The organism is Pseudomonas sp. 14P5.3.2 (assembly GCF_057799175.1).
Window position 1 is genome coordinate 91198 of sequence record NZ_JBYOKU010000019.1, and the last position, 26813, is coordinate 118010.

At 61.1% G+C, this 26813-nt stretch carries 26 protein-coding genes; 9 read left to right on the top strand and 17 right to left on the bottom strand.

Annotated features, from left to right (window positions below; genetic code table 11):
- Positions 1–169: 169 nt before the first annotated feature.
- Positions 170–553: a hypothetical protein gene (locus tag AC27VU_RS17030; protein ID WP_210556610.1), complete on the bottom strand. Its 384-nt coding sequence runs from the start codon at positions 551–553 to the stop codon at positions 170–172.
- Positions 554–701: 148 nt separating this feature from the next.
- On the opposite strand from AC27VU_RS17030, the gene AC27VU_RS17035 reads away from it, so the two are divergent.
- Both AC27VU_RS17035 and AC27VU_RS17040 read left to right on the top strand, forming a co-directional pair.
- The gene (locus AC27VU_RS17035; RefSeq protein WP_262142922.1) at positions 702–902 is read left to right on the top strand and encodes a heavy-metal-associated domain-containing protein; all 201 of its coding nucleotides are present in this window, start codon (positions 702–704) and stop codon (positions 900–902) included.
- A 205-nt stretch (positions 903–1107) separates the two neighbouring features.
- Positions 1108–2310 (top strand): multidrug effflux MFS transporter, encoded by a 1203-nt coding sequence (locus AC27VU_RS17040; protein ID WP_262142921.1) that lies wholly within the window; start codon positions 1108–1110, stop codon positions 2308–2310.
- A gap of 4 nt (positions 2311–2314) precedes the next feature.
- On the opposite strand, the gene AC27VU_RS17045 is transcribed toward AC27VU_RS17040, so the two are convergent.
- The 3 genes from AC27VU_RS17045 to AC27VU_RS17055 all read right to left on the bottom strand — a co-directional run bounded on the left by AC27VU_RS17045 (position 2315) and on the right by AC27VU_RS17055 (position 3981).
- Positions 2315–2488, bottom strand: a complete 174-nt coding sequence (locus AC27VU_RS17045) for a hypothetical protein (RefSeq protein WP_003221361.1) — start codon at positions 2486–2488, stop codon at positions 2315–2317.
- A gap of 153 nt (positions 2489–2641) precedes the next feature.
- On the bottom strand, positions 2642–3655 hold the full coding sequence (locus AC27VU_RS17050) for a zinc-binding alcohol dehydrogenase family protein (RefSeq protein WP_226499963.1): 1014 nt from the start codon (positions 3653–3655) through the stop codon (positions 2642–2644).
- Between the two features lie 32 nt (positions 3656–3687).
- Positions 3688–3981 carry a putative quinol monooxygenase gene (locus tag AC27VU_RS17055; protein ID WP_103484567.1) on the bottom strand — a complete coding sequence of 98 codons (294 nt, stop codon included), beginning with the start codon at positions 3979–3981 and terminating at the stop codon, positions 3688–3690.
- A 118-nt stretch (positions 3982–4099) separates the two neighbouring features.
- On the opposite strand from AC27VU_RS17055, the gene AC27VU_RS17060 reads away from it, so the two are divergent.
- The 3 genes from AC27VU_RS17060 to AC27VU_RS17070 all read left to right on the top strand — a co-directional run bounded on the left by AC27VU_RS17060 (position 4100) and on the right by AC27VU_RS17070 (position 7589).
- Positions 4100–5029 carry a LysR family transcriptional regulator gene (locus AC27VU_RS17060; protein WP_488724506.1) on the top strand — a complete coding sequence of 310 codons (930 nt, stop codon included), beginning with the start codon at positions 4100–4102 and terminating at the stop codon, positions 5027–5029.
- A 316-nt stretch (positions 5030–5345) separates the two neighbouring features.
- Complete coding sequence (locus tag AC27VU_RS17065; RefSeq protein WP_003221367.1) at positions 5346–6077, top strand: ArsR/SmtB family transcription factor; 732 nt, start codon at positions 5346–5348, stop codon at positions 6075–6077.
- Positions 6078–6206: 129 nt separating this feature from the next.
- Positions 6207–7589 (top strand): MFS transporter, encoded by a 1383-nt coding sequence (locus tag AC27VU_RS17070; RefSeq protein ID WP_488724507.1) that lies wholly within the window; start codon positions 6207–6209, stop codon positions 7587–7589.
- Positions 7590–7708: 119 nt separating this feature from the next.
- Here AC27VU_RS17070 and AC27VU_RS17075 read toward each other — a convergent pair whose 3' ends face one another.
- The 3 genes from AC27VU_RS17075 to AC27VU_RS17085 all read right to left on the bottom strand — a co-directional run bounded on the left by AC27VU_RS17075 (position 7709) and on the right by AC27VU_RS17085 (position 10927).
- Positions 7709–8662 carry an adenosine deaminase gene (locus AC27VU_RS17075; RefSeq protein ID WP_488724508.1) on the bottom strand — a complete coding sequence of 318 codons (954 nt, stop codon included), beginning with the start codon at positions 8660–8662 and terminating at the stop codon, positions 7709–7711.
- A gap of 82 nt (positions 8663–8744) precedes the next feature.
- Positions 8745–9710 (bottom strand): 2-oxoglutarate and iron-dependent oxygenase domain-containing protein, encoded by a 966-nt coding sequence (locus AC27VU_RS17080; protein ID WP_488724509.1) that lies wholly within the window; start codon positions 9708–9710, stop codon positions 8745–8747.
- A gap of 143 nt (positions 9711–9853) precedes the next feature.
- The gene (locus AC27VU_RS17085) at positions 9854–10927 is read right to left on the bottom strand and encodes a BMP family ABC transporter substrate-binding protein (RefSeq protein WP_488724510.1); all 1074 of its coding nucleotides are present in this window, start codon (positions 10925–10927) and stop codon (positions 9854–9856) included.
- Positions 10928–11216: 289 nt separating this feature from the next.
- Here AC27VU_RS17085 and AC27VU_RS17090 point away from each other — a divergent pair, with 289 nt between their 5' ends.
- The gene (locus AC27VU_RS17090; RefSeq protein WP_401065767.1) at positions 11217–12308 is read left to right on the top strand and encodes a calcium:cation antiporter; all 1092 of its coding nucleotides are present in this window, start codon (positions 11217–11219) and stop codon (positions 12306–12308) included.
- A gap of 123 nt (positions 12309–12431) precedes the next feature.
- Here the strand turns inward: AC27VU_RS17090 and AC27VU_RS17095 are convergent, their stop codons facing one another.
- The 3 genes from AC27VU_RS17095 to AC27VU_RS17105 all read right to left on the bottom strand — a co-directional run bounded on the left by AC27VU_RS17095 (position 12432) and on the right by AC27VU_RS17105 (position 15112).
- Complete coding sequence (locus AC27VU_RS17095; RefSeq protein ID WP_488724511.1) at positions 12432–13790, bottom strand: 8-oxoguanine deaminase; 1359 nt, start codon at positions 13788–13790, stop codon at positions 12432–12434.
- Positions 13791–14049: 259 nt separating this feature from the next.
- Complete coding sequence (locus AC27VU_RS17100) at positions 14050–14736, bottom strand: SDR family oxidoreductase (protein WP_003221379.1); 687 nt, start codon at positions 14734–14736, stop codon at positions 14050–14052.
- 25 nt (positions 14737–14761) lie between these two features.
- On the bottom strand, positions 14762–15112 hold the full coding sequence (locus AC27VU_RS17105; RefSeq protein ID WP_103484559.1) for a MerR family transcriptional regulator: 351 nt from the start codon (positions 15110–15112) through the stop codon (positions 14762–14764).
- A gap of 82 nt (positions 15113–15194) precedes the next feature.
- Here AC27VU_RS17105 and AC27VU_RS17110 point away from each other — a divergent pair, with 82 nt between their 5' ends.
- Entirely contained in the window at positions 15195–15620 is a 426-nt protein-coding gene (locus AC27VU_RS17110) for a hypothetical protein (RefSeq protein WP_488724512.1), read from the top strand.
- A gap of 78 nt (positions 15621–15698) precedes the next feature.
- On the opposite strand, the gene AC27VU_RS17115 is transcribed toward AC27VU_RS17110, so the two are convergent.
- From AC27VU_RS17115 to AC27VU_RS17145, 7 genes are all read right to left on the bottom strand, one after another.
- Complete coding sequence (locus AC27VU_RS17115) at positions 15699–16625, bottom strand: ABC transporter permease (protein WP_473018740.1); 927 nt, start codon at positions 16623–16625, stop codon at positions 15699–15701.
- Positions 16625–17731: an ABC transporter permease gene (locus AC27VU_RS17120; protein WP_103521878.1), complete on the bottom strand. Its 1107-nt coding sequence runs from the start codon at positions 17729–17731 to the stop codon at positions 16625–16627. Before AC27VU_RS17120 ends, AC27VU_RS17115 begins: the two co-directional genes overlap by 1 nt.
- A gap of 15 nt (positions 17732–17746) precedes the next feature.
- On the bottom strand, positions 17747–19294 hold the full coding sequence (locus tag AC27VU_RS17125; RefSeq protein WP_488724513.1) for an ABC transporter ATP-binding protein: 1548 nt from the start codon (positions 19292–19294) through the stop codon (positions 17747–17749).
- 604 nt (positions 19295–19898) lie between these two features.
- A complete protein-coding gene (locus AC27VU_RS17130) occupies positions 19899–20480 on the bottom strand; it encodes an IMPACT family protein (RefSeq protein WP_488724514.1) in 582 nt (193 codons plus the stop codon).
- A 7-nt stretch (positions 20481–20487) separates the two neighbouring features.
- Positions 20488–21138 carry a TetR/AcrR family transcriptional regulator gene (locus AC27VU_RS17135; protein ID WP_103484553.1) on the bottom strand — a complete coding sequence of 217 codons (651 nt, stop codon included), beginning with the start codon at positions 21136–21138 and terminating at the stop codon, positions 20488–20490.
- An 87-nt stretch (positions 21139–21225) separates the two neighbouring features.
- Complete coding sequence (locus AC27VU_RS17140; RefSeq protein WP_488724515.1) at positions 21226–22614, bottom strand: uracil-xanthine permease family protein; 1389 nt, start codon at positions 22612–22614, stop codon at positions 21226–21228.
- 130 nt (positions 22615–22744) lie between these two features.
- On the bottom strand, positions 22745–23665 hold the full coding sequence (locus AC27VU_RS17145) for a LysR family transcriptional regulator (RefSeq protein ID WP_007968115.1): 921 nt from the start codon (positions 23663–23665) through the stop codon (positions 22745–22747).
- A gap of 138 nt (positions 23666–23803) precedes the next feature.
- Between AC27VU_RS17145 and aptA the strand changes: the two genes are divergently transcribed.
- Entirely contained in the window at positions 23804–25153 is a 1350-nt protein-coding gene (aptA, locus tag AC27VU_RS17150) for an omega-aminotransferase AptA (protein ID WP_003221395.1), read from the top strand.
- Between the two features lie 76 nt (positions 25154–25229).
- Entirely contained in the window at positions 25230–26723 is a 1494-nt protein-coding gene (locus AC27VU_RS17155) for a CoA-acylating methylmalonate-semialdehyde dehydrogenase (protein ID WP_003221397.1), read from the top strand.
- Positions 26724–26813 lie beyond the last annotated feature (90 nt).

A 26813-nucleotide genomic window follows, 5' to 3' on the forward strand; every position in this document is an offset into this window, starting at 1 on the left:
CTACAAGGATCAACCTTGCCACGCGGGCAAGGTCAAGCGCCAATATTTGACTCAGCACAAAACCAATGTGGGAGCGGGCTTGCTCGCGAAAGCGCTGTGTCAGTCAACATCATCGCTGAATGACACACCGCATTCGCGAGCAAGCCCGCTCCCACATTTGGCGTTTCGCTTAGTATTCGAGGGCGGCAGGTCGCAGGTACAAGCCTTTGGCATTTGCCGCGATCCGGTACTTGAGCACATCGCCGGCCTTGAGCGAGATCTCCTGCGCCGGCGGTGCCAGCATGCCTGCCTGGCAACCCGGCACCTGGCCAGGCAACTGTTTCAGACGAATGGAAATCGTGCCGTGGGGCAGGTTGAACGAAGTGGTCTGTTCCTGCAGCAGGCGCCCAGCGAGTTGATCATTAACGTACACGCCAATCTCGCAGGGAGTCGGCACTTCCAGACGCTCGCGCGAGATGATCAGAACGGCGTAGTCCTCACCGGTCGCGTTGGCCTGGGGCAGGGCGGCAAAGAGGCTGAGCAAGCCAAACAGGCTGAAAGCTGACCAGCGCATGGCTGAATCTCCTGAGTTTGAGTCATTGGTGTGCGCAGCTTGGCTGAGCGCAGCGCCGATTGCCAGCCCGGCATTTTTTTCCAGAACTTGACCTTGCCATGGTGGCAAGCTCGACACTGCCGGCAACCTCACTCAAGGGAGTCAATCCATGCAAGTGTTCAATGTTCAAGGCATGTCCTGCGGCCATTGTGTCAATGCCATCACCCACGCCGTGCAGGCGAAAGATCCGGCGGCCAGCGTGCGGGTCGATCTGGCGGCCAAAGAAGTCGGCGTCGAGAGTTCGCTCAGCGCGGAGCAGGTGATCGAGGTTATCAGCGAAGAGGGTTATCCGGTGAAATTGGCCGGGTGACCAAAAGCCAAAAGATCGCAGCCTGCGGCAGCTCCTACAGGGTATTGGTGCGACTCCTGTAGGAGCTGCCGAAGGCTGCGATCTTTTGATCTTTGCAGTGCAGTTCGTCTGACTTTCTAATAGTTAGCGAGCTATCGGAATGTTCAAGGTGTCTCAGCGCGGCTAGACTGTCGGGCTGCCGACTTCTATCCAACCTGGATGCCTGATGAACTTCCGTACCATTCTGATTCTCGGTGCCTTGAGCGCCTTCGGTCCGCTGGCGATCGACTTCTATTTGCCGGCGTTTCCGTCGATGGCGCTGGCCTTTGGCACTGATGAAAAGCATGTGCAACTGACCTTGGCGGCGTATTTCGCCGGCCTGTCGATCGGTCAATTGCTATACGGCCCGGTGGCCGACCGTTTTGGGCGGCGCCTGCCACTGCTGGTCGGTGTCGGGCTGTTCACCCTGGCCTCGCTGGCCTGTGCCTATGCACCGAATCTGGAATGGCTGATCGGCGCGCGTTTCGTTCAGGCGCTGGGCGGCTGCGCGGGGATGGTAATTTCACGAGCGGTGGTCAGCGACAAGTGCGATGCGGTCGGTTCGGCCAAAGTCTTTTCGCAGTTGATGCTGGTGATGGGCCTGGCGCCGATCCTCGCGCCGCTGCTCGGCGGTCTGCTGGTCAACACCACGGGTTGGCAGTCGATCTTCCTCGTGCTGACCGGCTTCAGTGCACTGGCCGGCCTCGCTGTGGCACTGGGTCTGCCGGAAAGTCTGCCGGACTACGTGCCGCGCCAGCCGTTGTCCGGTGCGTTGCGCCAATACGGCCGGTTGTTCGGCGACCGGGTGTTTCTCGGCCACGCCCTGACCGGCGGCATCGCAGTTGCCGGGATGTTTTCCTACATCGCCGGTTCGCCGTTCGTCTTCATCAAACTCTATGGCGTACCGGCCGAGCATTTCGGCTGGCTGTTCGGCACCAACGCAGCGGGTTTCATTCTGGTGGCCCAGGTCAACGCGCGGCTGTTGGCCAAGCGCGGTCCGGCCTTCCTGCTGTCGCGGGCGGTGTGGGTGTATCTGTTGGCCGGTGTCTCTTTGCTCGCGGTCAGCTCGTTGCACACCGAAGCCTTGTGGCCGCTGTTGATTCCGTTGTTCGTGTGTATTGCCAGCCTCGGCTGCATCCTGCCAAACGCAGCGGCGTGTGCGATGAACGGTCAGGGCGCGCGCGCCGGCAGTGCCTCGGCACTGATGGGTTGCCTGCAGTTCAGCGTGGCTTCCGGCGCGGCTTCGCTGGTGGGCGTTCTGCACGACGGCAGCGCCATACCGATGGCCATGGTCATCAGCCTGTGTGGATTACTGGTGGTGAGTGTCGCGATGTACACCCGGCATTTGCAGAATGTTCGGGCGTTGGCGCAAGCACAGGCCGAAGCCTGATACGTCAGCCAGCAGCGCGTTGCTGTCCGGAGTCGGGAATCTGATGCGGCGCGTGCAGGCGCGCTTCAAGGGTGCGGGTGAAGGCGAGAGCCTCGGCTTCACTGCGAAATGTCACGGCGTGCTGGTCCAGACGAACCTGCCATTGGGACTTTGCCACTTCTTTTATCAGGATCTTCATTGCTGACCTCCCTTGCGTAAAAGATGTATCGCAGAGGCTTCGAGTGTAGACCTGAATACGATCGCATTTGTGACAACGGAGAAGCATCTGACTGACGGCAAAAATCAGCGCCAGCCCTTGAATGGTCTGGCGCTGATTGCGGTCTTCGGATTCTTAGAAACTTTCTAAAACAATTTTCCCCTTGGCTTTGCCACTTTCCAGCAACTCGTGCGCGCGGCGCAGGTTCGCCGCGTTGATCGTGCCGAAATGCTCGCCCACCGTAGTCTTCAACGTTCCCGCATCAATCAGATCGGCCACGCGGTTGAGCAGTTTGTGTTGTTCGATCATGTCCGGGGTTTCGAACAGCGAGCGGGTGTACATGAACTCCCAGTGCAGCGACAGGCTCTTGCGTTTGAGCTTGCTCACGTCCAGCGACTTCGGATCGTCGATCAACGCCAGTTTGCCTTGCGGTGCCAGCGCCTCGACCAGTTGATCCAGGTGCAGATCGGTCTGGGTCAGGCTGGCGACATGGGTCACGTGATCGATGCCGGCGCGTTTCAGTTCTTCGCTCAGCGGCTGGCTGTGGTCGATCACCAGGTCGGCGCCCAGCTCCGTCACCCAGTCGCGAGTCTGTGCGCGGGACGCGGTGCCGATGACCTTCAGGCCGGTCAACTGGCTGGCCAGTTGGGTGAGGATCGAACCGACGCCGCCAGCGGCGCCGACGATCAGCAGGCTCTGACCTTCATCGGTCTTGCCCTCACGGATCTGCAGGCGTTCGAACAGCAGCTCCCACGCGGTGATCGCGGTCAGCGGCAGCGCAGCAGCTTCGGCGAAGCCGAGGGATTTCGGCATGTGGCCAACAATGCGCTCGTCGACCACGTGCAGCTCGCTGTTGCCACCGGCACGGGCGATGGAGCCGGCGTAAAACACTTTGTCGCCGGCCTTGAACAGCGTCACTTCACTGCCGACGGCCTTGACCACACCGGCGACGTCCCAGCCCAGCACTTTTGCTGCGCCGTTTTCCGGCGCCACGTTCTGCCGCACCTTGGTGTCGACTGGGTTGACCGAGATGGCTTTGACTTCCACCAGCAGGTCGCGCGGCCCGGCGACCGGCTCCGGCAGTTCGATGTCTTGCAGGGATTTTTCGTCGCTGATCGGCAGGGAGGCGTAATAGGCGATGGCTTTCATGACTTGCTCCGTAACGGTAATAGAAGAAGGGCTCAGGCGATGGCGCCCAGACGTTTCAATTGGAAGTGTTCGATGCAGTGGCCGGCGGTGGCCTGGAAGTTCTGAAAATGCGCGCTGGCGTTGTGCGCCTGGAGGATTTCCTCGCTGGCCCAATGTTCGATCACATAAAAAGTCAGCGGATCGGCCAGGTCGCGGTGCAGGTCGTACTGGCTGCAACCCTCCTCGGCGCGGCTCGGTTCAACCAGTGCGCGCAGGGCGTTTTCGAGGGTGTCCTGCTGGCCGGGTTTGGCGATCAGGGTGGCGATGGCGGTGAATGCTTGGGACATGTTTGGCTCCAGTCGCGGGATAAATTCGCTTGAGCAGATCATTGGCTATTTCTCGGCGCGATAAAACCGGCTAAAAGAGCAGTCTCTTTCAATATTTTTTTGATAATCGAGGCTGAGAATGCTGCGTTTCGACGATTTGCAGTTGTTCGTTCGTGCGGCGGATCTCGGCAGCCTGTCTGCGGCGGCGCGGGTGATGGACATGTCTGCCGCTGTGGCCAGCGCCGCACTCAAACGTATCGAACAGCAACTGGGTGTGCGTCTGCTGGCGCGTTCGACCCGCAGCCTGCGCCTGACTGCCGAGGGCGAAGGCTTTCTCGAATATGCCCGGGCCGCGTTGAGTTCGCTGGACGAAGGCCGGCGTTTTCTCTCCAGCGCGCAGGATCAGGTCAGCGGCATCCTGCAGTTGTCGGCGCCTTCGGATTTCGGCCGCAACCTGTTGTTGCCATGGCTCGACGAGTTTCAGCGCGAGCATCCGAAGCTGACCGTGCGCCTGCTGCTCGGTGACCGCATCGCCGACCTGTTCCGCCAGCCGGTGGACATCGCCCTGCGCTATGGCGAGCCGGAGGACTCGAGTCTGGTCGCCTTACCCATCGCCCCGGACAATCGCCGCGTGCTTTGCGCATCTCCAGCGTACCTGGCGCGCCACGGTGAGCCGCGTCCGCTCGAACAACTGGCGCAGCACAATTGCCTGCTGTACATGCTCGGCAGCCGGGTACACGACCATTGGAGTTTTCATGACGGCAAACGTGAAGTCGGGCTGACGGTCAGTGGCGATCGCTTCAGCGATGACGCCGACGTCGTGCGGTTGTGGGCGGTGGCGGGGGCAGGAATCGCCTACAAGTCGTGGCTCGATGTCGGCGCGGATGTCCTCGCCGGACGCCTCAAAGTGTTGCTGCCGGAACTGCTCTGCGAGCGTGCTCCGCTGAATCTGTTGTGCGCCCATCGCGCACAATTGAGTAAGCCGGTGAACCTTTTGAGGGAAATGCTCGCCAGCCGATGCGCCGAATTGAGTAGTCAATTTCCCCATTTCCCGAAAGTTGATCATTAGTCGCAGGCAATTAGCGAAATTTCTCTCAGGAACTATCACCATTCGTGTCAGCCACGGCGCAGGAAGCGGCGTGCATCCCGCTTATACTAGCCACCGCCTCAAACCTGCACCGATAACCGGCCAGGACAGAATCCGGCCGGTTTTTGCAGGGCCGGGCGAGCGCTGTACAAACGCCGCGGACACGCCATTGACGGGGGCAGCAGCACTGGCCTGGCGTGCTCCGGTTCATGGCGTTTTACCCGTCTTGGCCGACGACACATTAGTGGTCAAGATGTCTTCGAGCAGTAGACGATACGATTCAACAGGGAGTGAATACATGGAACATGCACCTTGCATCAGCCAGATCGCCACGCTGCTGGCCGACCCCAAGCGCAGTGCGATGATGTGGGCGTTGATGGATGGCTCGGCCCGCCAGACCGAAGAGCTGGCGCTGCTGGCAGGGTTGTCGCCATCCTCGGCCAGTGCGCATCTGGGGCGTTTGTCCGGCGGGGGCCTGTTGAAGGTCGAGGTTCGCGGGCGCAAGCGCTTTTTCCGCCTGGCTGCCCCGGAAATCGCAGCGGCCATCGAAGCTCTGGCCAGCGCCACGATCGCCAGCGCACCGCGGGACATTCCTCACGTATTCAAACGCTCGACGCCGAGCGCCAATCCCCAGACCGCGCCGTCTTCGCTGCTGCGTGCGCGCTTTTGCGATGATCATTTGGGGGGCACGCTGGCCGCCGATCTGTATCAGCGTCTGCTCGATGCCGGCTGGCTCGAACAGATCGAGCAGCGGGTCGTGGTGACGCTCAAAGGCTCGACGCAACTGGCCAACCGCGGGGTGTTCATTCAGGCCCTCGCCCATCGCAAGGCCCAGGTGGCGTGCGCCTGCCCAGACTGGAGCGAACGGCGCCCGCACCTGGGCGGCTCACTCGGCGCGGCGGTGCTGCAACTGTTCATGCAGTCCGGCTGGCTGGCGCTGCCCAAGGATTCCCGCGCGTTGCAGGTGACCCCGGCCGGGCAACGTGAAATCCACCGTTTCGCCAAGGAAACCGAGCTGGAATTGGCGTAGTAGAGCGTTCGCCGGCCGACACTTCGACGCTGGCGTCGCCTGTGACTGCGAACAGGTCGTATCCAGAAAAAGCGCTGAGGCGTAATCCCGCACACTCGATCCGCACACATTGTGGAGGGGGGATGGGACATGGATACGCGAAACTTCAGCGCGGCAGAACGCCTGGAACGGCTACCGCTCAGCGGTTATCACCGGGTCATTTTCATCATCATCGCCCTGGCGTTCTTTTTCGATTCCATGGACCTGGCCATGATGACGTTCCTGCTCGGCTCGATCAAAACCGAGTTTGGCTTGAGCAGTGCACAAGCAGGCCTGCTCGCCAGTTCGAGTTTCTTCGGCATGGTGCTGGGGGCGTCGCTGTCGGGCATGCTCGCCGACCGCTTCGGGCGCAAACCGGTGTTCCAGTGGAGCATCGTGCTGTGGGGCGTGGCCAGTTACCTGTGTTCGACCGCGCAAACGGTGGAGAGCCTGACGCTGTTCCGCATCCTGCTCGGAATCGGCATGGGCATGGAGTTTCCGATTGCGCAGTCGATGCTTTCGGAGCTGATCCCGGCGCAACGGCGCGGACGCTACATTGCATTGATGGATGGTTTCTGGCCGCTGGGTTTCGTTGCTGCCGGGGTGCTGTCGTACTTCCTGCTGCCGTTGATTGGCTGGCGCGACATCTTTCTGGTGTTGGCGGTGCCGGCGGTATTCGTGCTGGCGATCCGTTTCTTCATTCCCGAATCACCGCGCTGGCTGGAACAGGCCGGACGCCACGAAGCCGCGGATAAGGTCCTCGGCGCCATCGAGGCGCGCGTGCGTACATCGCTCGGTGTCGCGACGCTGCCGGAGCCGGTGCGCCTGCCAAGGACAGTGACGCCGCCGGGCAACTTCTTCTCGGCGCTGAAGCAGATCTGGTCGCCACAATACCGCCAGCGCACCACGATGATCTGGAGCCTGTGGTTTTTCGCCTTGCTCGGTTTCTACGGGCTGACGTCGTGGCTCAGTGCGTTGTTGCAACAGTCGGGTTTTGCCGTGACCCAGTCGGTGTATTACACCGTGCTGATATCGCTGGGCGGGATTCCCGGGTTCCTGATGGCGGCGTGGCTGGTGGAACGCTGGGGGCGCAAGCCGGTGTGCATCGTGACGTTGCTCGGCGGCGGGGTGATGGCGTTTCTCTACGGACAGAGCGCGGTGTTCGGCGGCAACGTCTCGTTGCTGATCAGCTCCGGGCTACTGATGCAGTTTTTCCTGTTTGGCATGTGGGCGGTGCTCTACACCTACACGCCGGAGTTGTACCCGACCTCGGCGCGCGCCACCGGCTCGGGTTTTGCCTCGGCGATTGGTCGCGTCGGCTCGTTGCTCGGGCCGTTTGTGACCGGCTTGGTGTTCCCGATTACCGGGCAGGGTGGGGTGTTTGCGCTGGGGGCGCTGTGCTTTGCGATTGCGGCGGGGGTGGTGTGGCTGTTCGGGATGGAGACGCGGGGCAGGACGCTGGAAGAGCTGACAGAGACCGAAACTGCCAGCTGAGCACGGACTCAATGTGGGAGCGGGCTTGCTCGCGAAAGCGGTGTGTCATTCAACCAATATGTCGACTGACACACCGCTTTCGCGAGCAAGCCCGCTCCCACAGGGGATTTGCGTAGTGCTTATGGTTTTACCAGGCGCGCATCCAGGCTGTTCTGCGCCAGGCGCTTGGCCTGATCCTGGGTCATGCCCAGGTGCTCATGCAGCGCATGGAAGTTCTCGGTGACGTAGCCGCCGAAGTACGCCGGGTCATCCGAGTTGACGGTGACCTTCACCCCACGCTCGAGCATGTCGAGGATGTTGTGCTGCGACATGTGATCGAACACGCAGAGCTTGGTGTTCGACAGTGGGCACACGGTCAGCGGGATCTGCTCGTCGATGATCCGCTGCATCAGGCGCTCGTCTTCGATGGCGCGTACGCCATGGTCGATGCGCTGGATTTTCAGCAGGTCGATAGCCTCCCAGATGTACTCCGGCGGGCCTTCTTCACCGGCATGGGCGACGGTCAGGAAGCCTTCGTCACGGGCGCGGTCGAACACACGCTGGAACTTGCTTGGCGGGTGACCCATCTCGGAACTGTCGAGGCCGACGGCGACAAACGCATCACGGAACGGCAGCGCCTGATCGAGGGTTTTCTGTGCTTCGTCTTCGCTCAGGTGGCGCAGGAAGCTCAGGATCAAACCGCTGGTGATGCCCAGTTGCTGCTCGCCATCCTGGAGTGCCGCGGCGATGCCGTTGAGCACCACTTCGAACGGGATGCCACGGTCGGTGTGGGTCTGCGGGTCGAAGAACGGTTCGGTGTGAATCACGTTCTGCGCTTTGCAGCGCAGCAGGTAGGCCCAGGTCAGGTCGTAGAAGTCCTGCGAGGTGCGCAGCACATCGGCGCCCTGGTAATACAGGTCGAGGAATTCCTGCAGGTTGTTGAAGGCGTAGGCCTTGCGCAGGGTTTCGACATCGCTCCACGGCAGGGCGATCTTGTTGCGTTCGGCCAGGGCGAACAGCAACTCAGGCTCCAGCGAGCCTTCCAGATGCAGGTGTAGTTCGGCCTTGGGCAGGGCGTTGAGCCAATCGTACATATTCTTTTCTCATCAGGTGCAGATGGCGGCCATTCTACAGATGCGCGCCGAAACAATTGGCAAAACCTGACCAAGCGATCCATCACACTGCTTGCGGCTCGCGACGATAGGCGTAGGTATCGGCGAAGCGCGACAGCAGGAATTCGGCGCAGGTGGTGGTCGGATATTTCGCCGGATGCTGTGCGTCCTGGCAACCGGGCAGGCATTCGATACGGGTGTCCGGGTGCGGCTCGGCGAAGAACGGCATCGAATAGCGATCCACTCCCAGCGGACTGATGACCCGGTGCGGCGTCGAGCGATAACGGTCGTTGCTCCAGCGCGCCATCATGTCGCCGAGGTTGACCACGAAGGTGCCGTCTATGGGCGGCGCGTCGATCCATTCGCCTCGCACGTTCTTGACCTGCAGGCCGCCAGCGCTGTCCTGATAGAGCAGGGTGATGCAGCCGTAATCGGTGTGCGCGCCGGCGCCTTGCTGCTCGGCGCTGCTGGCGGTGTGGCGCGGCGGGTAGTGGATCATCCGCAGCACACTGACCGGCTGATGGAAGCGGGTGTCGAAGAAGTCGCGTTCGATGTCCAGCGCGATGGTCATCGCCCGCAGCAGGGTTTGCGCGAGCGCCTGCATGTCGAGGTAGTGCTGCTCCATTAGCGTTTCCCAACCGGCGATTGGCGGATGACGATTGGGCCCGCGCAAGGGTTTGTCGGCGAGCACGTCGGGATGGTTCGCCGGCAGGTGCAGGCCCATGTCGAAGGTTTCTTTGAGGTCGCTGGGTTTGTCCGGGTCGAGCTGTTCGGTGGCGATCGCACCGTAGCCGCGATGGTGGCGGGTCTGGGTGATATCGATCCGGAGTTTTTCTTCTGCCGGTAGCGCAAAAAAACGCTGGGCGTGGTCGAGCAGCGAGTCGATGCGCTGTGCGGAAATCGGGTGGCCCTTGATGTAGAAAAAGCCCCATTCGCGGCAGGCGTGGTCGATCTTCGCGGCGACGGCGGGCCAGGCGTTTTGGTCGTTGGTGTAAAGCGGTGAGATGTCGATGATCGGAAGACTGTTCATACACAATCCTAAAGAACGCTGAAGAACCATTGTAGGAGTGAGCCTGCTCGCGATAGCGGTGTGTCATTCAGCATCATCGGTGCCTGACACACCGCTTTCGCGAGCAAGCCCGCTCCCACAGGGGAAGGGTGGTGGGGCCGGGATTACTTCGGCATCTCGGCCTTCATCCCTTCCACGTAATAGTTCATCGACGCCAGCTCCGCATTGCTCGCGCTCACTCCGGCCGGGATTTTCTCGACCCCGGCCTGATCCTTGATCGGCCCGGTGAACGGTTGCAGCGCACCGCTCTTGATGTCGGCAATGATCTGTTCGGCCTCGGCTTTCACCGGCGCCGGAACCAGGTCGCTGATCGGCAGTTCAACCGTGCCTTCCTTCAACCCGCCCCAGTAATCCTGGGATTTCCAGCTGTGGTCGATCACGCTTTGCGTGGCTTGAATGTAGTGCGGCGCCCAGTCGTTGACGATCGAGGTCAGCACCGCTTTCGGGCCGAAGTGCGCCATGTCCGAGGCGTAACCCACGGCGTACACGCCACGCCGTTCGGCGGCCTGGATCGGCGCCGGGCTGTCGGTGTGCTGGAACACCACGTCCACACCCTGATCGATCAGTGCGTTGGCGGCATCGGCTTCCTTGCCCGGGTCGAACCACGAGTTGACCCACACCACCTTGATCTCGGTGCCAGGGTTGTACTTGTTCAGCGCCAGTTGGATGGCATTGATGTCGCGGATCACTTCCGGAATCGGGAACGAAGCGACGTAGCCGATCTTCTTGCTCTTGGTCATCTTCGCCGCGAGAAAACCGCCGACGTAACGACCCTCGTAGGTGCGCGCCAGATAGGTGCCGAGGTTCTTGTCCTGCTTGTAGCCGGTGGCGTGTTCGAAGGTGATCTTGGGGAACTGTTTGGCGACTTTCAGCGTCGGGTTCATGTAGCCGAAGGAGGTGGTGAAGATCAGGTCGTAGTTGTCCTTGGCCATGTTGCGGATCACCCGCTCGGCGTCAGCGCCCTCGGCCACGTTCTCGACGTAATTGGTGGTGATCTGCGCGCCGAATTTCTCCGCCAGCGCCTTGCGCCCCTGCTCATGCTGATACGTCCAGCCGTGGTCGCCGATCGGGCCGATGTAGACGAAACCGACCTTCAGCGGATCGGCAGCGCTGGCGCTCAGACTGATCCCCAGACCGATGGCGGCGCACAGCAGTTTGTGCAGCGGACGTATTTGCATGAATTGGAGCTCCATTTTGTTGTGTGTGGACAGGGGCAATGCAAATTGCTGACCAACAGGACAACAAACAATCCGAAACCGAGGCGCGGCCTTCGCGAGCAAGCCCGCTCCCACAGGGGAATGCATTCCAAATGTGGGAGCGTGCTTGCTCGCGAAGAGGCCGGCAGGAACGATAAAAGTGCATGGCTGAAACCAGCTGCCATCGGCTGGTGCGCTAAGGTGTAACGAAACGTTAGCGCCGCGCCGCAGTCAGTAGCTCATTCGAACCTCTCGGCAAAAAAGGCCCGCCATGCTCACGATCCTCAAGCAAGAAAGCTTTCTGCTGCTGGCGGTGATTGCCGCGTGCATCGCCTATCCGCTGGAACACTGGATGCTGCACAGCGGGCAGATCGTCGCGCTGATTTCTGGCCTGGTGCTGATCGCCTTCATCGTCGCCGCCTCGATGCGCGTTGCCCATCATGCCGAACTGCTCGCGGAAAAAGTCGGCGACCCCTACGGCACGATGATCCTGACCCTCGCGGCGGTGCTGGTGGAAGTAGTGATCCTGGCGATCATGATGAGCAACGAGGCGTCCGCCACACTGGTGCGTGACACGATCTATTCGGCGGTGATGCTCGACATCAACGGCATCCTCGGCCTCGCCGCGCTGATGGGCGGGCTCAAGCACGGCGAGCAGTCGTACAACGATGATTCGGCGCGCAGCTACAGCGTGATGATCCTCACCGCGATGGGCGTGTCGATGGTGGTGCCGGAGTTTATTCCGGCGGCCAACTGGAAGATTTATTCAGCGTTCACCATTGGTGCGATGGTGGTGCTTTACGCGTTGTTCCTGCGCATGCAGGTCGGGCCGCACAGTTACTTTTTCAGCTACAGCTACCCGGACAAGCGCCGCAAGAAAGCACCGGTAGAGGATGAGCCGAAACCGCTGAGCCTGACTTGGTCGATCGGCATTCTGGTGTTCGGGGTGGTGGTGATCGGCGCACTGGCCGAAGTGATGTCCAAGACCCTCGATCTGGGCCTGGAAGGCACGGGCGCACCGCCAGTGATCACGGCGATTCTGGTGGCGGCGATTTCCGCAGCGCCGGAGATTCTGACGGCGTTGCGTGCCGCGTTGGCCAACCGCATGCAATCGGTGGTGAACATTGCGATGGGCGCGTCACTGTCGACGGTGATCCTCACCGTGCCGGTGATGGAAGCGATGGCGCTCTACACCGGTCAGCCGTTTCAAATGGCGATGACCCCGGTGCAGACGGTGATGATCTTCATCACGCTGATTGTCAGTGCGATCAACCTGAATGACGGCGAGACCAATGCGATCGAGGGCATGACGCACTTTGTGCTGTTTGCGACGTTTATCATGCTCTCCCTGCTCGGCCTTTAGGACATACACAAATCCAAATGTGGGAGCGGGCTTGCTCGCGAAGGCGGTGTGTCAGGCAGGCTAAATCTGAATGACACACCGCCTTCGCGAGCAAGCCCGCTCCCACAGGGTTTAGTGTTGGGATCAGGTCCCGGCGATCAACTGGCGAGCCGCCTGGCTGTGATCGGCGATCAGGCCCTTCAGATCCAGCCCTTCAACCTGGCCATCAACGACGCGCCACTTGCCGCCAATCATCACCCGATCCGCACGATCCGCACCGCACAACAGCAGCGCCGAAATCGGATCATGGCTGCCCGAGAAACGCAGCTCATCCAGCTTGAACAACGCCATATCCGCCTGCTTGCCCACCGCCAGCTCACCAATGTCGGTACGCCCCAACAGGCTCGCCGAGCCCTTGGTCGCCCAGCCGAGCACGCGCTCCGGGGTGATTTTTTCCGCGCCATAACGCAGACGCTGGATGTACAACGCCTGCCGCGCTTCGAGGATCATGTTCGACGCGTCGTTGGAGGCCGAGCCGTCCACGCCCAGACCGAACAACGCGCCGGCATCGGTCAAGTCGATGCTCGGGCAGATGCCGGAAGCCAGACGCATGTTCGAACTCGGGCAATGGCAGATACCGGTGCCGGCCTGGCCGAGGCGAGCGATTTCGTCCGGGTTGAAGTGGATGCCGTGAGCCAGCCAGGTGCGTGGGCCGAGCCAGCCGACGCTGTCCAGATAATCCACGGTGCGCAGGCCGAAGCGCTGCAGGCAGAAATCTTCTTCGTCGAGGGTTTCGGCCAGATGGGTGTGCAGGCGCACGTCGAGTCTGTTCGCCAGTTCGGCGCTGGCCGACATGATTTCCGGGGTCACCGAAAACGGCGAGCACGGTGCCAGGGCGATCTGGATTTGCGCACCGTCACCGCGCTCGTGGTACTCGTGAATCAGGCGCTGACTGTCGTCGAGAATCACCTGACCTTCCTGCACCGTCTGTTGCGGCGGCAGACCGCCGTCCTTCTCGCCGAGGCTCATCGAACCGCGGGTGAGCATGGCGCGCATGCCCAGTTCCCGCACGGTGTCGACTTGCACGTCGATGGCGTTTTCCAGACCGTCCGGGAACAGGTAATGGTGGTCGGCGGCGGTGGTGCAACCCGACAGCAGCAATTCAGCCAAAGCCACTTTCGTCGCGAGGGCGAGTTTTTCCGGGGTCAGCCGCGCCCACACCGGGTACAGGGTTTTCAGCCACGGGAACAACGGCTGATTGACCACCGGCGCCCAGGCGCGAGTCAGAGTTTGATAGAAATGGTGATGGGTGTTGATCAGGCCCGGCAGGATCACATGCTCGCGGGCATCGAACACTTCATTGCACGGCGCTGACGGTTGCTGACCGGCAGCGAGCACTTCGACGATCACGCCGTCTTGCAGCACCAGACCGCCACGGGCATCGAGCGCGTTGGCCGTGAAAATGGCGAGGGGATTTTTTAACCAGGTACGGGTCGCAGGCATTGTGGCCGGCTCCTCTGAAAGTTGGGTTCAGGGTTGCCAGCTCAGTGTTGCCCTGTCTGCTGATCCAGGGTCGCCGCGAAGGACGAGGTGCGGAGTTTCAAACAAATTGCCGGATCGGGCAAGCCCAACCCGACAGGACACCACCATCCCCTTGTAGGAGTGAGCCTGCTCGCGATAGCGGTCTTTCATTCAATATCATCGGTGACGGACACACTGCGATCGCGAGCAGGCTCACTCCTACAGGGAAGATCTGTGGTGCTTACCAGGGAATGGTTTCACCCTTGTAGTTGATGAAGTGATGGCCGCCCTTGCCGGTATACGCATTCACCTGATCAATCAGCCCGCGAGTGCTGGTCTCCACATCCAGGTCAGCCCCTTCGCCGCCCATGTCCGTCTTCACCCAGCCCGGATGCAGCGACAGCACGGTAAGCTTCTGCTCGCCCAACTGGGTGACGAAACTGTTGGTCATCGAATTCAGCGCGGCCTTGCTCGCCTTGTACAGCGCCAGCTCCGGTGCGTCCGGTACGGTGACGCTGCCCAGGCCGGAACTCATGAATGCCAGCACGCCGCTGCCGTCGCGGATCTGCCCGACGAAGCGCTGCGCGAGGTTGATCGGCGCCACGGCGTTGGTGAAAAACAGCTGGCCAACTTCGGCCAGTGTCGCGCCGCCTGGGGTTTGCACCTCCGGACCTTTGACCCCGGCATTGACGAACAGCAGGTCGAAGGTCTCGCCCTTGAGCTGTTGGCTCAGGGCGATCACTGCTTGCTGGTCGTCCATGTCGAGTTTCTCGATCCGCACGTTACCCAGCGCTTGCAGCGCCTCTGCCTTTTGCGGATTGCGCACGGTGGCGGTCACTTGCCAGCCGTCGGCCAGCAGGGTTTTCACCAGCCCGAGGCCCAAGCCACGGGAGGCGCCGATGATCAGTGCGTTTTTTGCCTGGGACATGACGGGATTCCTTGAAAGTTACGGTTCATGGATTCAATGGACACGCCTGACCGAGCCGTTGTTGCAACTCTCGTCGCAACACATCGAGTTCGCTCATGCGGGTTTCGATCAATTGCAGTTTGTCGCGCAGCAGTTGCGCCACGGCGTTTTCCGGGTCGGGCGCGTTCCACAACGCGGCGACGCTGTTGCCGATTTCGCCGAGGGTAAAACCCAGGCGCTGCGCGGTTTTGATGTAGAGCACCAGTTGCAGCATTTCCGGCGGGTAGTCGCGGTAACCGTTGGCACTGCGTTGCGCCGCGATCAGCCCGCGCTGCTCGTAGAAACGCAAGGTATCGCGGCTGACGGCGCTGGCCTGGGCTAATTCACCGATGCGCATGCGGGGTCTCAAAAGAGGTCTTGACCCTGGAGCATACTCCAGGCTTTACCGTGGTTGCTCCTCAAATTTTGGAGCAAGGACGATGTGGACTTCGACCCAGTATCGAAACGTGGTGCGCGGCAGCGCCTGGTATGACCTGATCGTCACGGCCGCGTTTGCCACGCCGTGGAGTTTTGCCGCTTTGCATGGGGCGTTGACGGCGCTGAGTCAGGCGCTGGATTTGCCCGGTGAACTGCCGGCGTTCGCGCCGGCGCATATGCTGATGGCGAATCTGTTGGGTTCGGTGGTGTGCGTGTGGGCGGTGCTGCGGATTCGTGATCCGCAGGCGCTTTATGGGCGCTATGACGCGGTGGCGCGGTTGCTGTTTGCGGCTTGGCAGGGGTATGCCCTGGCCCATGGCGCGAGTTCGCTGCTGGTGATTTTTCTGGTTTTTGAACTGGCGTGGGGCGTGGCTCAGGTATTGCCCGTTCGGACGCCTTCGCGAGCAAGCCCGCTCCCACAGGGTTAGTGTCGTTCGCGAAATGTGTGATCGCCGCAGAACCTGTGGGAGCGGGCTTGCTCGCGAAGAGGCCCTTGCAAACAACCATTAATGCCCAGTCTGCCAAGGCTGCCCTAGCGAAACCGGCGCATACAACCGAGTCCGCACCGCATCCCGCGACAACAGCACCAACACCACAATCGTCGCCACATACGGCAGCATCGCCAGCAGACTCGACGGAATCGCCAGACCCAACCCCTGCGCCACCAGGTGCAGGATGCTGGCGAGGCCGAACAGGTACGCCCCGAGCAACAAGCGCCACACCCGCCAACTGGCAAACACCACCAGCGCCAGCGCAATCCAGCCGCGCCCGGCGGTCATGTTTTCGGCCCACATCGGCGTGTACGCCAGCGACAGATACGCCCCCGCCAACCCGGCCATCGCTCCGCCAAACAGTACCGCCAGTGTGCGCACGGTCAGCACCGGCAAGCCCATCGCACTGGCCGCATCCGGGTTCTCGCCAACGGCCTGAATGATCAAGCCGACACGACTCTTGATGATCACCCACGCCACCAGCGCAAACAGCGCGAACGACAGATACACCAGCAAATCCTGGGCAAACAGCATCCGGCCGATCAGCGGAATTTCGCTCAAGTACGGAATCGCCAACGGCTCGAATCCGGCCAGCGGCTTGCCGACCCACGCCGCGCCGACAAAGGTCGACAGGCCCACACCGAAGATCGTCAGCGCCAGACCGGTCGCCACCTGATTGGCGTTGAACACCAGCGCCACCAGGGCAAACAGCGATGACAAGAGCATCCCCGCGAGCATCGCCAGCAACACGCCGAGCCACAGGTTGCCGCTGTTGAGGGCGACGATAAAACCGATCACCGCGCCAAACAGCATCATCCCTTCCTGCCCGAGGTTGAGCACGCCGCTCTTCTCGCAGATCAACTCACCCAGCGCCACCAACAACAGCGGCGTGCCGCAGCGCACCATGGCGTAGAAAATATTGCTCAGCAGATCGATATCCATCACAGCGCTCCGGCGGTTACGGCGGTGGTCGACGCGCGCCGTGCCCAGCGCAGTTTCAGGCGTGGCCGATAGAGAATCAGCACGTCGCAGGCCAGCAGGAAAAACAGCATCATTCCCTGGAATAGTTGGGTGATCGCTTGCGGCAGATTCAGGGTCATCTGCGCGCTCTCGCCGCCGATGTACAGCAGCGCCATCAGCAAGCTCGAGAACAGAATGCCAATCGGATTCAGCCGGCCGAGAAACGCTACGGTGATCGCCGCATAGCCGTACCCCGGCGAGACTTGCGGCACCAATTGCCCGATCGGCCCGGTGACTTCGCAGACCCCGGCCAGCCCGGCCAAGCCGCCGCTGATCAACAGCGCGAGCCAGATCAGACGTTTCTCGCGAAAACCGACAAACCCCGCCGCGCGTTTATCCAGACCGAGCACCTTGATCTGGAAACCGACAAAGCTTTTCTGCAACAACACCCACACCGCAACCAGCGCGAGCAGGGCGAAATACACCCCGGCATGCACCCGGCCATCCTCCATCAGCAGCGGCAGGCGACTGGCGTCGCCGAACATCGCCGACTCGGGAAAGTTGTAGCCGGCCGGATCCTTCAGCGGCCCGTGCACGCAGAACAGCAACAGGTTCAGCGCAATGTAATTGAGCATGATGCTGGTGAGGATTTCGTTGGCGTTGAAGCGCGTGCGCAGCCATGCCGTCAGCCCGGCCCAAGCGGCGCCGGCGACAGTGCCGGTGAGCAGGATCAGCACCAGTGCCCAACGGCTTTGCAGGTCGATAATGTTCACCGCCAAGGCGCTGCCGGCGAGTGCGCCGAGGAGCAATTGACCTTCGGCGCCGATGTTCCAGATCCGCGCTTGATAAGCCACCGCCAGACCGAGTGCGCAGAGCAGAATCGGCAGCGCCTTGACCAGCAGTTCGGAGACGCCATACAGATCGCTGACCGGTGCGATCAACAGCGTGTGCAAAGTTTGCAGCGGGTCATGCCCCAGGGCGATGAACAGCAGCGAGCCGCAGCCGAGGGTCAGCAGCGCCGCCAGCAGCGGCGAGCACCACAGCATCAGGCGCGATTGCTGGCCACGGGGTTCGAGGGAAAGCAGCATGTTGGGAAAACTCCGTCAGGCCGTGGCCGATGAATGCGCGTGGTTGATGTGCCCGGCCATCCAGCCGCCGACATCGCTCAGCAGGGTGTCGGTGGTGTTCTGCAGCGGCGACAGACGCCCCGCGCACAGGGCGCCGAGGCGGTCGCTGATCTGGAACAGTTCGTCGAGGTCTTCGGAGATCACCAGGATCGCCGCGCCGGCATCGCGCAGGGCAATCAGTGCGCGGTGAATGGTCGCCGCTGCGCCGACGTCCACGCCCCAGGTCGGGTGCGCGGCGATCAGCAGTTTCGGTTGCTGAAGGATTTCCCGGCCAAGAATGAATTTCTGCAGATTGCCGCCGGACAGGCTGCGTGCGGCAGCGTGCGTGCCCGGGGTTTTCACCCCGAAACGCTGAATGATCTGCTGTGCGAGGGCTTCGACGTTGCCGCGCTTGATCAAACCGTTGCGCACCAGTCCCTGTTGAAAGGCCGTGAGCAAGGCGTTGTCGGCAAGGCTCAATTCCGGCACCGCGCCGTGGCCCAGGCGTTCTGCCGGGACAAATGTCAGACCGAGTTGGCGCCGCGCATCCGGGCGCAAATCGGCGACCGCTTGCCCGGCGAAACGAATCGTTGTCGCGCTGTCGCGGGGCAGGGTTTGTTCACCGCTGAGCAGTGCCAGCAACTCATCCTGTCCATTTCCCGCGACCCCGGCGATACCGACGATTTCCCCGCTGCGTACTTGCAGGTTGATGTCGCTCAACGAGCAGCCGAAGGGATCGGGGTTGTGCCAGCGCAAACCGTTGACCTGTAGAAAGTCCGCGCCGCCGCTGACCTTCGGGTACTCGCCGATCAACGCCGCCGCTGCGCCGACCATCATCTGCGCCAACTGCTGATCCGAGCATTCGGCCGGCACACAATGCCCGGCGACGCGCCCGCCGCGTAGAACCGTGGCGCTATGGCACAGGGCGCGCACTTCAGCGAGCTTGTGGCTGATAAACAGAATGCTGCAGCCCTCGGCGGCGAGGCGGCGCAGGGTGATGAACAGTTCGTCGGCCTCTTGCGGCGTCAGCACTGAGGTCGGCTCGTCGAGGATCAGCAGGCGAATGTCCTGCATCAGGCAACGAATGATCTCCACCCGTTGCCGCTCGCCAATCGACAGGCTGTGGACAAGTCGCTCCGGCTCCAGCGCCATGCCGTAGCGGCGCGACACTTGGCGAATCTTCGGCTCAAGCTGTTTCGGCGTGCCGGCCTTGGCGCCCATGGCCAGAGCGATGTTCTGCGCGACGCTGAGGGTTTCGAACAGCGAGAAATGCTGGAACACCATGCCGATCCCCAACTGTCGGGCCTGCGCCGGGTTGCGGATATTTACGCGCTGCCCCTGCCAGAGCATCTCTCCCGCATCGGCCTGGGTCACGCCGTAAATGATCTTCATCAAGGTACTTTTGCCCGCGCCGTTCTCACCGAGCAGCGCGTGGATTTCCCCGGGCGCGATGCACAGGTCGATGGCGTCATTGGCCAGGCAACCGGGGTAGCGTTTGCTGATCTGGCGCAGTTGCAGGCGGGGCGTTGAATCTGGGCTTGGCATGACAGGCTCGACTGGCTTGGAGTTGTACCTGTGGATAAAGCAATTTCCTGGCCATTGAGTCAGGAACCTTCGCATCCCTTGAGTGCGAACGGCTGGAGTAGGGCCTCGGCGGAAAGTCGGTGAATTCTTCGGCACCAATTGGGAGCAAAGGTGTTGATCAGGCTCCAGTTTTGCTCGCGGATATTTGGTTAAAAAACGAGCAAACTGTCGGGAGCTATGCAGAACCTGCGACTGCGCGAGTCATGAACGGGTTATCCACAGGTTGCTCCACAGTATTTGTGCGCAATCAGAAAACCTTGGCATAAGCGCGGGAGTGCTATCTCCCAATGGCGATAAACAGCTCTAACTGATTGTTTTTACGCGTAATTAAACTTTCTTCATGTGAATTGCGCGAAAAGTGAACAAATCCCGCAAAGCCACGTGACAGAAGGGTTACAGCGGAATGTACTCAGGTTATCCACAGTCGGGTGCACAGCAGATGTGGGCAAGTTATTGGAATAAAGGAATCCGGCGATGCCCTAAAAGATCGCAGCCTTCGGCAGCTCCTACAGGGAGAACACATTCCCAATGTAGGAGCTGCGGCACGCTGCGATCTTTTGCCCTTCTAACGCTGCAGCACAATCCGCCCACGGCTCAAATCCGCCAACTGCGTTTGCAGCAACTCGATCTGCGCCTCGCCCAGCGCCAACTGCAACTCCACGCCATTGGCGGTGAAGTTTTCTTCGACGATTAACCCACCCAGATCCGCCACCCGCAGCTTCAACAATGCCAATTCGGCAAAGCCGCAGGCGCAACTGAGCGGCACACGGCTGATCAACTCGACTTTCGCCGCCGCTTGCAGGCACTTGTTCGCGCCGCCGCCATAGGCCCGGGCCAAACCGCCGGTGCCCAGTTGGATGCCGCCATACCAGCGGATCACCAGCACCGCGACCTGATCGCAATCCTGCGCTTCGATGGCCGCCAGAATCGGTCGTCCGGCGGTGCCGCCGGGTTCGCCATCATCGTTGCTGCGGTATTGCGCACCGAGTTTCCACGCCCAGCAGTTATGCGAGGCGTTCAAGTCGCTGTGTTGTTCGAAGAACGCCTGCGCGTCGGCGGGGCTGCCGATCGGCGCCGCGAAGGTGATGAAGCGGCTCTTGCGAATCTCTTCGCGGTACTCGCAAAAACCGCTGAGGGTGAAAGGCATAAACGTCTTAAATAGTCGGGGTGAGGCCGCAGCCTTTGAGAATGATGCGGATCAGGTTGTTGCCGGCGTCTTCCATGTCCTGCTTGGTCAGCTTGCTGCGACCGCTGACGCGACAGATCTGCGTGGCGAAGTCGGCGTAATGCTGGGTGCTGCCCCACAGCAGGAAGATCAGGTGTACCGGATCCACCGGGTCCATCTTGCCCGCATCGATCCACGCCTGGAACACGGCCGCGCGGCCCTGGAACCAGGCGCGGTAATCCTGGTTGAAATACTCGGTCAGGCATTCGCCGCCACTGATCACTTCCATCGCGAAGATCCGCGAGGCTTGCGGTTGGCGGCGGGAGAATTCCATCTTGGCGCGAATGTAGCGGGTCAGCGCTTCGGCCGGATCGTCCTCGGCCGTCAGGGTGTTGAAGGTGCTGTCCCACAGTTCGATGATGTTGCTCAGCACCGCCACGTACAACCCCAACTTGTTGGTGAAGTAGTAATGCAGGTTCGCCTTGGGCAACCCGGCATTCTGCGCAATGGTGTTCATGCTGGTGCCTTTGAAACCGTGACGGGCGAACTCGTCTTCGGCGGCTTTGAGGATGGTCTCTTCGTTTTTCTGACGAATGCGGCTGGCGGGTTTGCCGCCATGAGCGGGGACTTCAAAGGTCATAGGCACTTCCGGTTTGTCTGTGGGTGCAACCAGTTGCGTTGATAACGCACCCACAGGCATCCGACAAGTCCTGATCCAATAAAACCGTTATGCCTGTTCGATCTTGTTCAGCGGCGCGGCGGATTCGACGCTGGTGGTTTTCGCCTCCGGCAGCAACAGACACAGGAAGATCGCGGTCAGGCCACCGCTGGTGATCGCCGAATCGAACAGGTTTTGCACCAGTTTCGGCAACAGGTGCAGCAGGTTCGGTTGCGCGGCAATACCCAGGCCGACGCCGAGTGAGGTGGCAATGATCAGCATGCTGCGTCGGTCCAGCGGCGACTGCGCGAGAATCCGCACCCCGGCTGCCGCCACGCTGCCGAACATCACCAGGGTGGCGCCGCCGAGCACCGGTTTCGGGATCTGCTGCAGCACCGCGCCGATCATGGGGAACAGGCCGAGACAAAACAGGATCGCGCCGATGTACAGCCCGACATAGCGGCTGGCGACGCCGGTCAACTGGATCACGCCGTTGTTCTGCGCAAACGTGGTGTTGGGGAAAGCGCTGAAGGTGGCGGCGATCATGCAGCTCACGCCGTCACCGAGCACGCCGCCGCGCAGTCGGCTTATATAAGAGGGGCCGCTGATCGGCTGGCGGGCGAGCATGCAGTTGGCCGTGAGGTCGCCGACGGTTTCGATGGTGCTGATCAGATAAATCAGCGCGACCGGCAGGAAAGCCGTCCAGTCGAAGCTGAAACCGAACTTGAACGGTGTGGGAAGACTGACCAAGGGCAAGTCAGGCAACGCCTGCGGAACCAGTTTGCCACTGAACCACGCGGCCAGACTGCCGAGCAGCAATCCGATGATGATTGCCGACAGCCGCACCCACGGCGTGTTCGAGCGGTTGAGCAGGATGATCGTCAGTAACACGAACACACCCAGCGCCAGATTGCCCGGCGCGCCGAAGTCCGGCGCATTGAATCCACCGCCCAGATCGGTGATGCCGACTTTGATCAGACTGACGCCGATCAGAGTAATAACAATCCCGGTTACCAGCGGCGTAACGACCCGGCGTAATTGACCGATGAAACGGCTGAGAATGATCTGCACCACGGCACCGAAAAAACACACGCCGAAGATCATCGCCAGAATGTCTTCCGGGCTGCCGCCACGCTGCTTGACCAGAAACCCGGCCGACAGCACCGCGCCGAGAAAGGCAAAACTGGTGCCTTGCAAGCAGATCATCCCGGCGCCGATGCCGAACGGCCTCCGCGCCTGAATAAAGGTGCCGACCCCGGAAACCATCAGCGCCATGCTGATCAGGTACGGCAGATGCGCGGTCAGGCCGAGGGCCGAGCCGATTACCAACGGCGGGGTGATGATGCCGACGAAACTGGCGAGCACGTGTTGCAGAGCAGCGAGGATCGCGGCGGGTGGTTTGGGACGATCGTCGAGGCCGTAGATCAGGTCGCTGGACGTTTCAGAATCTGGCTGCATGGCTGAGGGCTTCTTGTTCAGGGATCGAGTTCAGCCTTCACTGCAAAAACCTGTCCAATTGCTCAGCTTTCAGGGGTTGCGATCGCCAAATGTAGGAGCTGCCGAAGGCTGCGATCTTTTGATCTTGCTTTCAACGCGTCGCAGCGAGGCTTTCGAGAAAGCTCTCCAGCACCAAATGAGGGCGCCGTCCCTTGCGCGTGACCGATGCGAGACTCAAATCATAAAACCGCGTTGTCGATTTCAGCGCACGCAAGCGACCTTGCTGCACCCACAGGCTGGCGTAGTGATCCGGCAGGTAACCGATATAACGCCCGGTCAGAATCAAAAACGCCATGCCCTCGCGGTCGGACGCACTGGCGGTGCAATTGAGCGCCTGATAATGCGCCTGAATCTCCGCCGGCAAACGAAACGTCGGCGCAATCGCATCCTGACTATTAAGACGTTCGTCATCCAGTTGCTTGTCATCGACATAGAACAGCGGGTGGCCGACCGCGCAATAAAGCAGCGAGCGCTCGCTGTACAACGGCTGATATTCCAGCCCCGACAGTGCGCTGGCCTGTGGCACCACGCCGACATGCAGGCGACCGTCGAGTACGCCTTGTTCGACTTCGTTGGGCGCGATCATGCGGATCTGGATCTGCACGTCCGGCCCGCGCTCCTTCAGCTGGGCGAGGGCATGGGTGATGCGCATGTGGGGCAGGGTGACGAGGTTGTCGGTCAGGCCGATGATCAGTTCGCCGCGCAGGTGCTGGTGCAGACCGTTGACCTCGGTGCGGAAACTTTCCAGCGCACTCAATAGTTGCAGCGCCGATTGGTAAACCTCACGCCCCTCTTCAGTCAGCGAAAACCCGGCGCGGCCGCGCTGGCACAAGCGCAGGCCAAGGCGCTGTTCGAGATCGCTCATCTGCTGGCTGATCGCCGAGCGCCCGATGCCGAGCACGGTTTCCGCCGCCGAGAAGCCGCCGCACTCCACGACACTGCGGAAAATCCGCAGCAGGCGAATATCAAAATCACTGACCTGGGCCAGTGGATCGGGGCGGCGACTGCTCATGCTGTTGTTCTCATTGTTTAGCAGGCTTCTAACTGAAGGTTAGAAAAGTTGGATTTCACCGACTTTATCCGCGTGGCAATTTAGCTGCAACAACGCTTTTTATCTCCCTGATGCTTATGCCCTGCGAGGTTTTGCCCGATGAACATGCCTGAAAACGCGCCGTCGCCACTGGCCAGCCAACTGAAGCTGGACGCGCACTGGATGCCGTACACCGCCAACCGCAACTTCCAGCGCGATCCGCGTCTGATCGTCGGTGCCGAGGGCAGCTGGCTGTTCGATGACAAGGGCCGCAAGATCTACGATTCGCTGTCCGGTCTGTGGACCTGCGGCGCCGGGCACACCCGCAAGGAAATCCAGGAAGCGGTATCCAAGCAACTGGGCACCCTCGATTACTCGCCAGGCTTCCAGTACGGCCACCCGTTGTCGTTCCAGTTGGCCGAGAAAATCACTGACCTGACTCCGGGCAACCTGAACCACGTGTTCTTCACCGACTCCGGCTCCGAATGCGCCGACACCGCGGTGAAAATGGTCCGTGCCTACTGGCGCCTGAAAGGTCAGTCGACCAAGACCAAAATGATCGGCCGTGCCCGTGGCTATCACGGCGTGAACATCGCCGGCACCAGCCTCGGCGGCGTCAACGGCAACCGCAAGCTGTTCGGTCAGGCGATGATGGACGTCGATCACCTGCCGCACACGCTGCTGGCCAGCAACGCATTCTCCCGTGGCATGCCGGAGCAGGGCGGTATCGCCCTCGCCGATGAACTGCTGAAGTTGATCGAACTGCACGACGCGTCGAACATCGCGGCGGTTTTCGTTGAGCCGATGGCCGGTTCCGCTGGTGTGCTGGTTCCGCCTCAGGGTTACCTGAAGCGTCTGCGCGAGATCTGTGATCAGCACAACATCCTGCTGGTATTCGACGAAGTGATTACCGGCTTCGGCCGCACCGGTTCGATGTTCGGCGCCGAAAGCTTTGGCGTGACCCCGGATCTGATGTGCATCGCCAAGCAAGTCACCAACGGCGCGATTCCGATGGGCGCAGTGATTGCCAGCTCCGAGATCTACCAGACCTTCATGAATCAGCCGACTCCGGAATACGCGGTGGAATTCCCCCACGGCTACACCTACTCGGCCCACCCGGTGGCGTGCGCCGCTGGCCTGGCGGCACTCGATCTGCTGCAAAAGGAAAACCTGGTGCAGAGCGTGGCCGAAGTCGCGCCGCATTTCGAAAACGCGCTGCATGGCCTGAAAGGTTCGAAAAACGTCATCGACATCCGTAACTACGGCCTGGCCGGTGCGATCCAGATCGCGGCCCGTGACGGCGACGCCATCGTGCGTCCATTCGAAGCCGGCATGGCCCTGTGGAAAGCCGGGTTCTATGTGCGCTTCGGCGGTGACACCCTGCAGTTCGGCCCAACCTTCAACAGCAAGCCGCAAGACCTCGATCGTCTGTTCGACGCGGTTGGCGAAGTGCTGAACAAGCTCGACTGATTTTTCCCTCTATATATACCTGCGAATAACAGGCGCCCCATGCGGGCGTCTGTACACAAGAATTCAGGAGTTTTCGATGAGCGTTATCCCGCATTTGATCAATGGCGAACTGGTGACTGAGAACGGTCGCGCGGTTGATGTGTTCAACCCGTCCACCGGTCAGGCGATCCACAAGCTGCCGCTGGCCACCCGCGAAACCATTCAACACGCGATCGACGCTGCCAAGGCTGCGTTCCCGGCATGGCGCAACACCCCTCCGGCCAAACGTGCTCAAGTGATGTTCCGTTTCAAGCAACTGCTGGAGCAGAACGAAGCGCGCATCTCGCAATTGATCAGCGAAGAACACGGCAAGACCCTCGAAGACGCTGCCGGTGAACTGAAGCGCGGTATCGAGAACGTCGAGTTCGCCTGCGCTGCCCCGGAAATTCTCAAGGGCGAGTACAGCCGCAACGTCGGCCCGAACATCGACGCCTGGTCGGACTTCCAGCCACTGGGTGTGGTTGCCGGTATCACGCCGTTCAACTTCCCGGCGATGGTGCCACTGTGGATGTACCCGCTGGCGATCGTCTGCGGTAACTGCTTCATCCTCAAGCCGTCCGAGCGTGACCCAAGCTCGACGCTGCTGATCGCTCAATTGCTGATCGAGGCCGGTCTGCCCAAAGGCGTACTGAGCGTGGTGCATGGCGACAAGACTGCAGTGGACGCGCTGATCGAAGCGCCGGAAGTCAAAGCATTGAGCTTCGTCGGCTCGACGCCGATTGCCGAGTACATCTACGCCGAAGGCACCAAGCGCGGCAAACGCGTTCAGGCACTGGGCGGGGCGAAGAACCATGCGGTACTGATGCCGGATGCGGATCTGGACAATGCGGTCAGCGCGCTGATGGGCGCAGCGTATGGTTCTTGCGGTGAGCGCTGCATGGCGATTTCGGTCGCGGTGTGTGTCGGTGATCAGGTGGCGGATGCGCTAGTGGCGAAACTGGTCCCTCAGATCAAGGCGCTGAAAATCGGTGCCGGCACTTCGTGCGGTCTGGACATGGGCCCACTGGTAACCGGTCAAGCGCGGGACAAGGTCAGCGGTTATGTCGATGACGGCGTGGCAGCGGGCGCAACCCTGGTGGTCGATGGTCGTGGCTTGAGCATTCCGGGTCATGAAGAGGGCTTCTTCCTCGGCGGCTGCCTGTTCGACAACGTCACCCCTGAGATGCGCATCTATAAGGAAGAGATCTTCGGGCCGGTGTTGTGCGTGGTTCGGGTCAACAGCCTGGAAGAAGCGATGAAGCTGATCAACGATCACGAATACGGCAACGGCACCTGCATCTTTACCCGTGACGGTGAAGCAGCGCGTCTGTTCTGCGACGAGATCGAAGTCGGCATGGTCGGCGTTAACGTACCGCTGCCGGTACCGGTTGCCTACCACAGCTTCGGCGGCTGGAAGCGTTCGCTGTTCGGCGACTTGCATGCCTATGGCCCGGATGGTGTGCGCTTTTACACGCGTCGCAAGGCCATCACTCAGCGCTGGCCGCAACGTGCGAGCCATGAAGCTTCGCAATTCGCGTTCCCTAGCTTGTAAGTAGAAGGCATGACGAAGGCCGACCTCTAGAGGTCGGCCTTCGTGTTTTCGGGGCTTTTTGACCGATATGACAGAAATGTGAAAAAAGCT

Bases quoted from the DNA above. Each gene is read 5' to 3' on its own strand.
- AC27VU_RS17155 (WP_003221397.1), top strand. From the start codon at position 25,230: ATGAGCGTTATCCCGCATTTGATCAATGGCGAACTGGTGACTGAGAAC.
- AC27VU_RS17140 (WP_488724515.1), bottom strand. From the start codon at position 22,614: ATGCAGCCAGATTCTGAAACGTCCAGCGACCTGATCTACGGCCTCGAC.
- AC27VU_RS17115 (WP_473018740.1), bottom strand. From the start codon at position 16,625: ATGGATATCGATCTGCTGAGCAATATTTTCTACGCCATGGTGCGCTGC.
- AC27VU_RS17065 (WP_003221367.1), top strand. From the start codon at position 5,346: ATGGAACATGCACCTTGCATCAGCCAGATCGCCACGCTGCTGGCCGAC.
- AC27VU_RS17090 (WP_401065767.1), top strand. From the start codon at position 11,217: ATGCTCACGATCCTCAAGCAAGAAAGCTTTCTGCTGCTGGCGGTGATT.
- AC27VU_RS17070 (WP_488724507.1), top strand. From the start codon at position 6,207: ATGGATACGCGAAACTTCAGCGCGGCAGAACGCCTGGAACGGCTACCG.
- AC27VU_RS17130 (WP_488724514.1), bottom strand. From the start codon at position 20,480: ATGCCTTTCACCCTCAGCGGTTTTTGCGAGTACCGCGAAGAGATTCGC.
- AC27VU_RS17125 (WP_488724513.1), bottom strand. From the start codon at position 19,294: ATGCCAAGCCCAGATTCAACGCCCCGCCTGCAACTGCGCCAGATCAGC.
- AC27VU_RS17105 (WP_103484559.1), bottom strand. From the start codon at position 15,112: ATGCGCATCGGTGAATTAGCCCAGGCCAGCGCCGTCAGCCGCGATACC.
- AC27VU_RS17120 (WP_103521878.1), bottom strand. From the start codon at position 17,731: ATGCTGCTTTCCCTCGAACCCCGTGGCCAGCAATCGCGCCTGATGCTG.
- AC27VU_RS17100 (WP_003221379.1), bottom strand. From the start codon at position 14,736: ATGTCCCAGGCAAAAAACGCACTGATCATCGGCGCCTCCCGTGGCTTG.
- AC27VU_RS17035 (WP_262142922.1), top strand. From the start codon at position 702: ATGCAAGTGTTCAATGTTCAAGGCATGTCCTGCGGCCATTGTGTCAAT.
- AC27VU_RS17040 (WP_262142921.1), top strand. From the start codon at position 1,108: ATGAACTTCCGTACCATTCTGATTCTCGGTGCCTTGAGCGCCTTCGGT.
- AC27VU_RS17135 (WP_103484553.1), bottom strand. From the start codon at position 21,138: ATGACCTTTGAAGTCCCCGCTCATGGCGGCAAACCCGCCAGCCGCATT.
- AC27VU_RS17050 (WP_226499963.1), bottom strand. From the start codon at position 3,655: ATGAAAGCCATCGCCTATTACGCCTCCCTGCCGATCAGCGACGAAAAA.
- AC27VU_RS17145 (WP_007968115.1), bottom strand. From the start codon at position 23,665: ATGAGCAGTCGCCGCCCCGATCCACTGGCCCAGGTCAGTGATTTTGAT.
- AC27VU_RS17095 (WP_488724511.1), bottom strand. From the start codon at position 13,790: ATGCCTGCGACCCGTACCTGGTTAAAAAATCCCCTCGCCATTTTCACG.
- AC27VU_RS17110 (WP_488724512.1), top strand. From the start codon at position 15,195: ATGTGGACTTCGACCCAGTATCGAAACGTGGTGCGCGGCAGCGCCTGG.
- AC27VU_RS17085 (WP_488724510.1), bottom strand. From the start codon at position 10,927: ATGCAAATACGTCCGCTGCACAAACTGCTGTGCGCCGCCATCGGTCTG.
- AC27VU_RS17045 (WP_003221361.1), bottom strand. From the start codon at position 2,488: ATGAAGATCCTGATAAAAGAAGTGGCAAAGTCCCAATGGCAGGTTCGT.
- AC27VU_RS17075 (WP_488724508.1), bottom strand. From the start codon at position 8,662: ATGTACGATTGGCTCAACGCCCTGCCCAAGGCCGAACTACACCTGCAT.
- AC27VU_RS17080 (WP_488724509.1), bottom strand. From the start codon at position 9,710: ATGAACAGTCTTCCGATCATCGACATCTCACCGCTTTACACCAACGAC.
- AC27VU_RS17030 (WP_210556610.1), bottom strand. From the start codon at position 553: ATGCGCTGGTCAGCTTTCAGCCTGTTTGGCTTGCTCAGCCTCTTTGCC.
- AC27VU_RS17055 (WP_103484567.1), bottom strand. From the start codon at position 3,981: ATGTCCCAAGCATTCACCGCCATCGCCACCCTGATCGCCAAACCCGGC.
- AC27VU_RS17060 (WP_488724506.1), top strand. From the start codon at position 4,100: ATGCTGCGTTTCGACGATTTGCAGTTGTTCGTTCGTGCGGCGGATCTC.
- aptA (WP_003221395.1), top strand. From the start codon at position 23,804: ATGAACATGCCTGAAAACGCGCCGTCGCCACTGGCCAGCCAACTGAAG.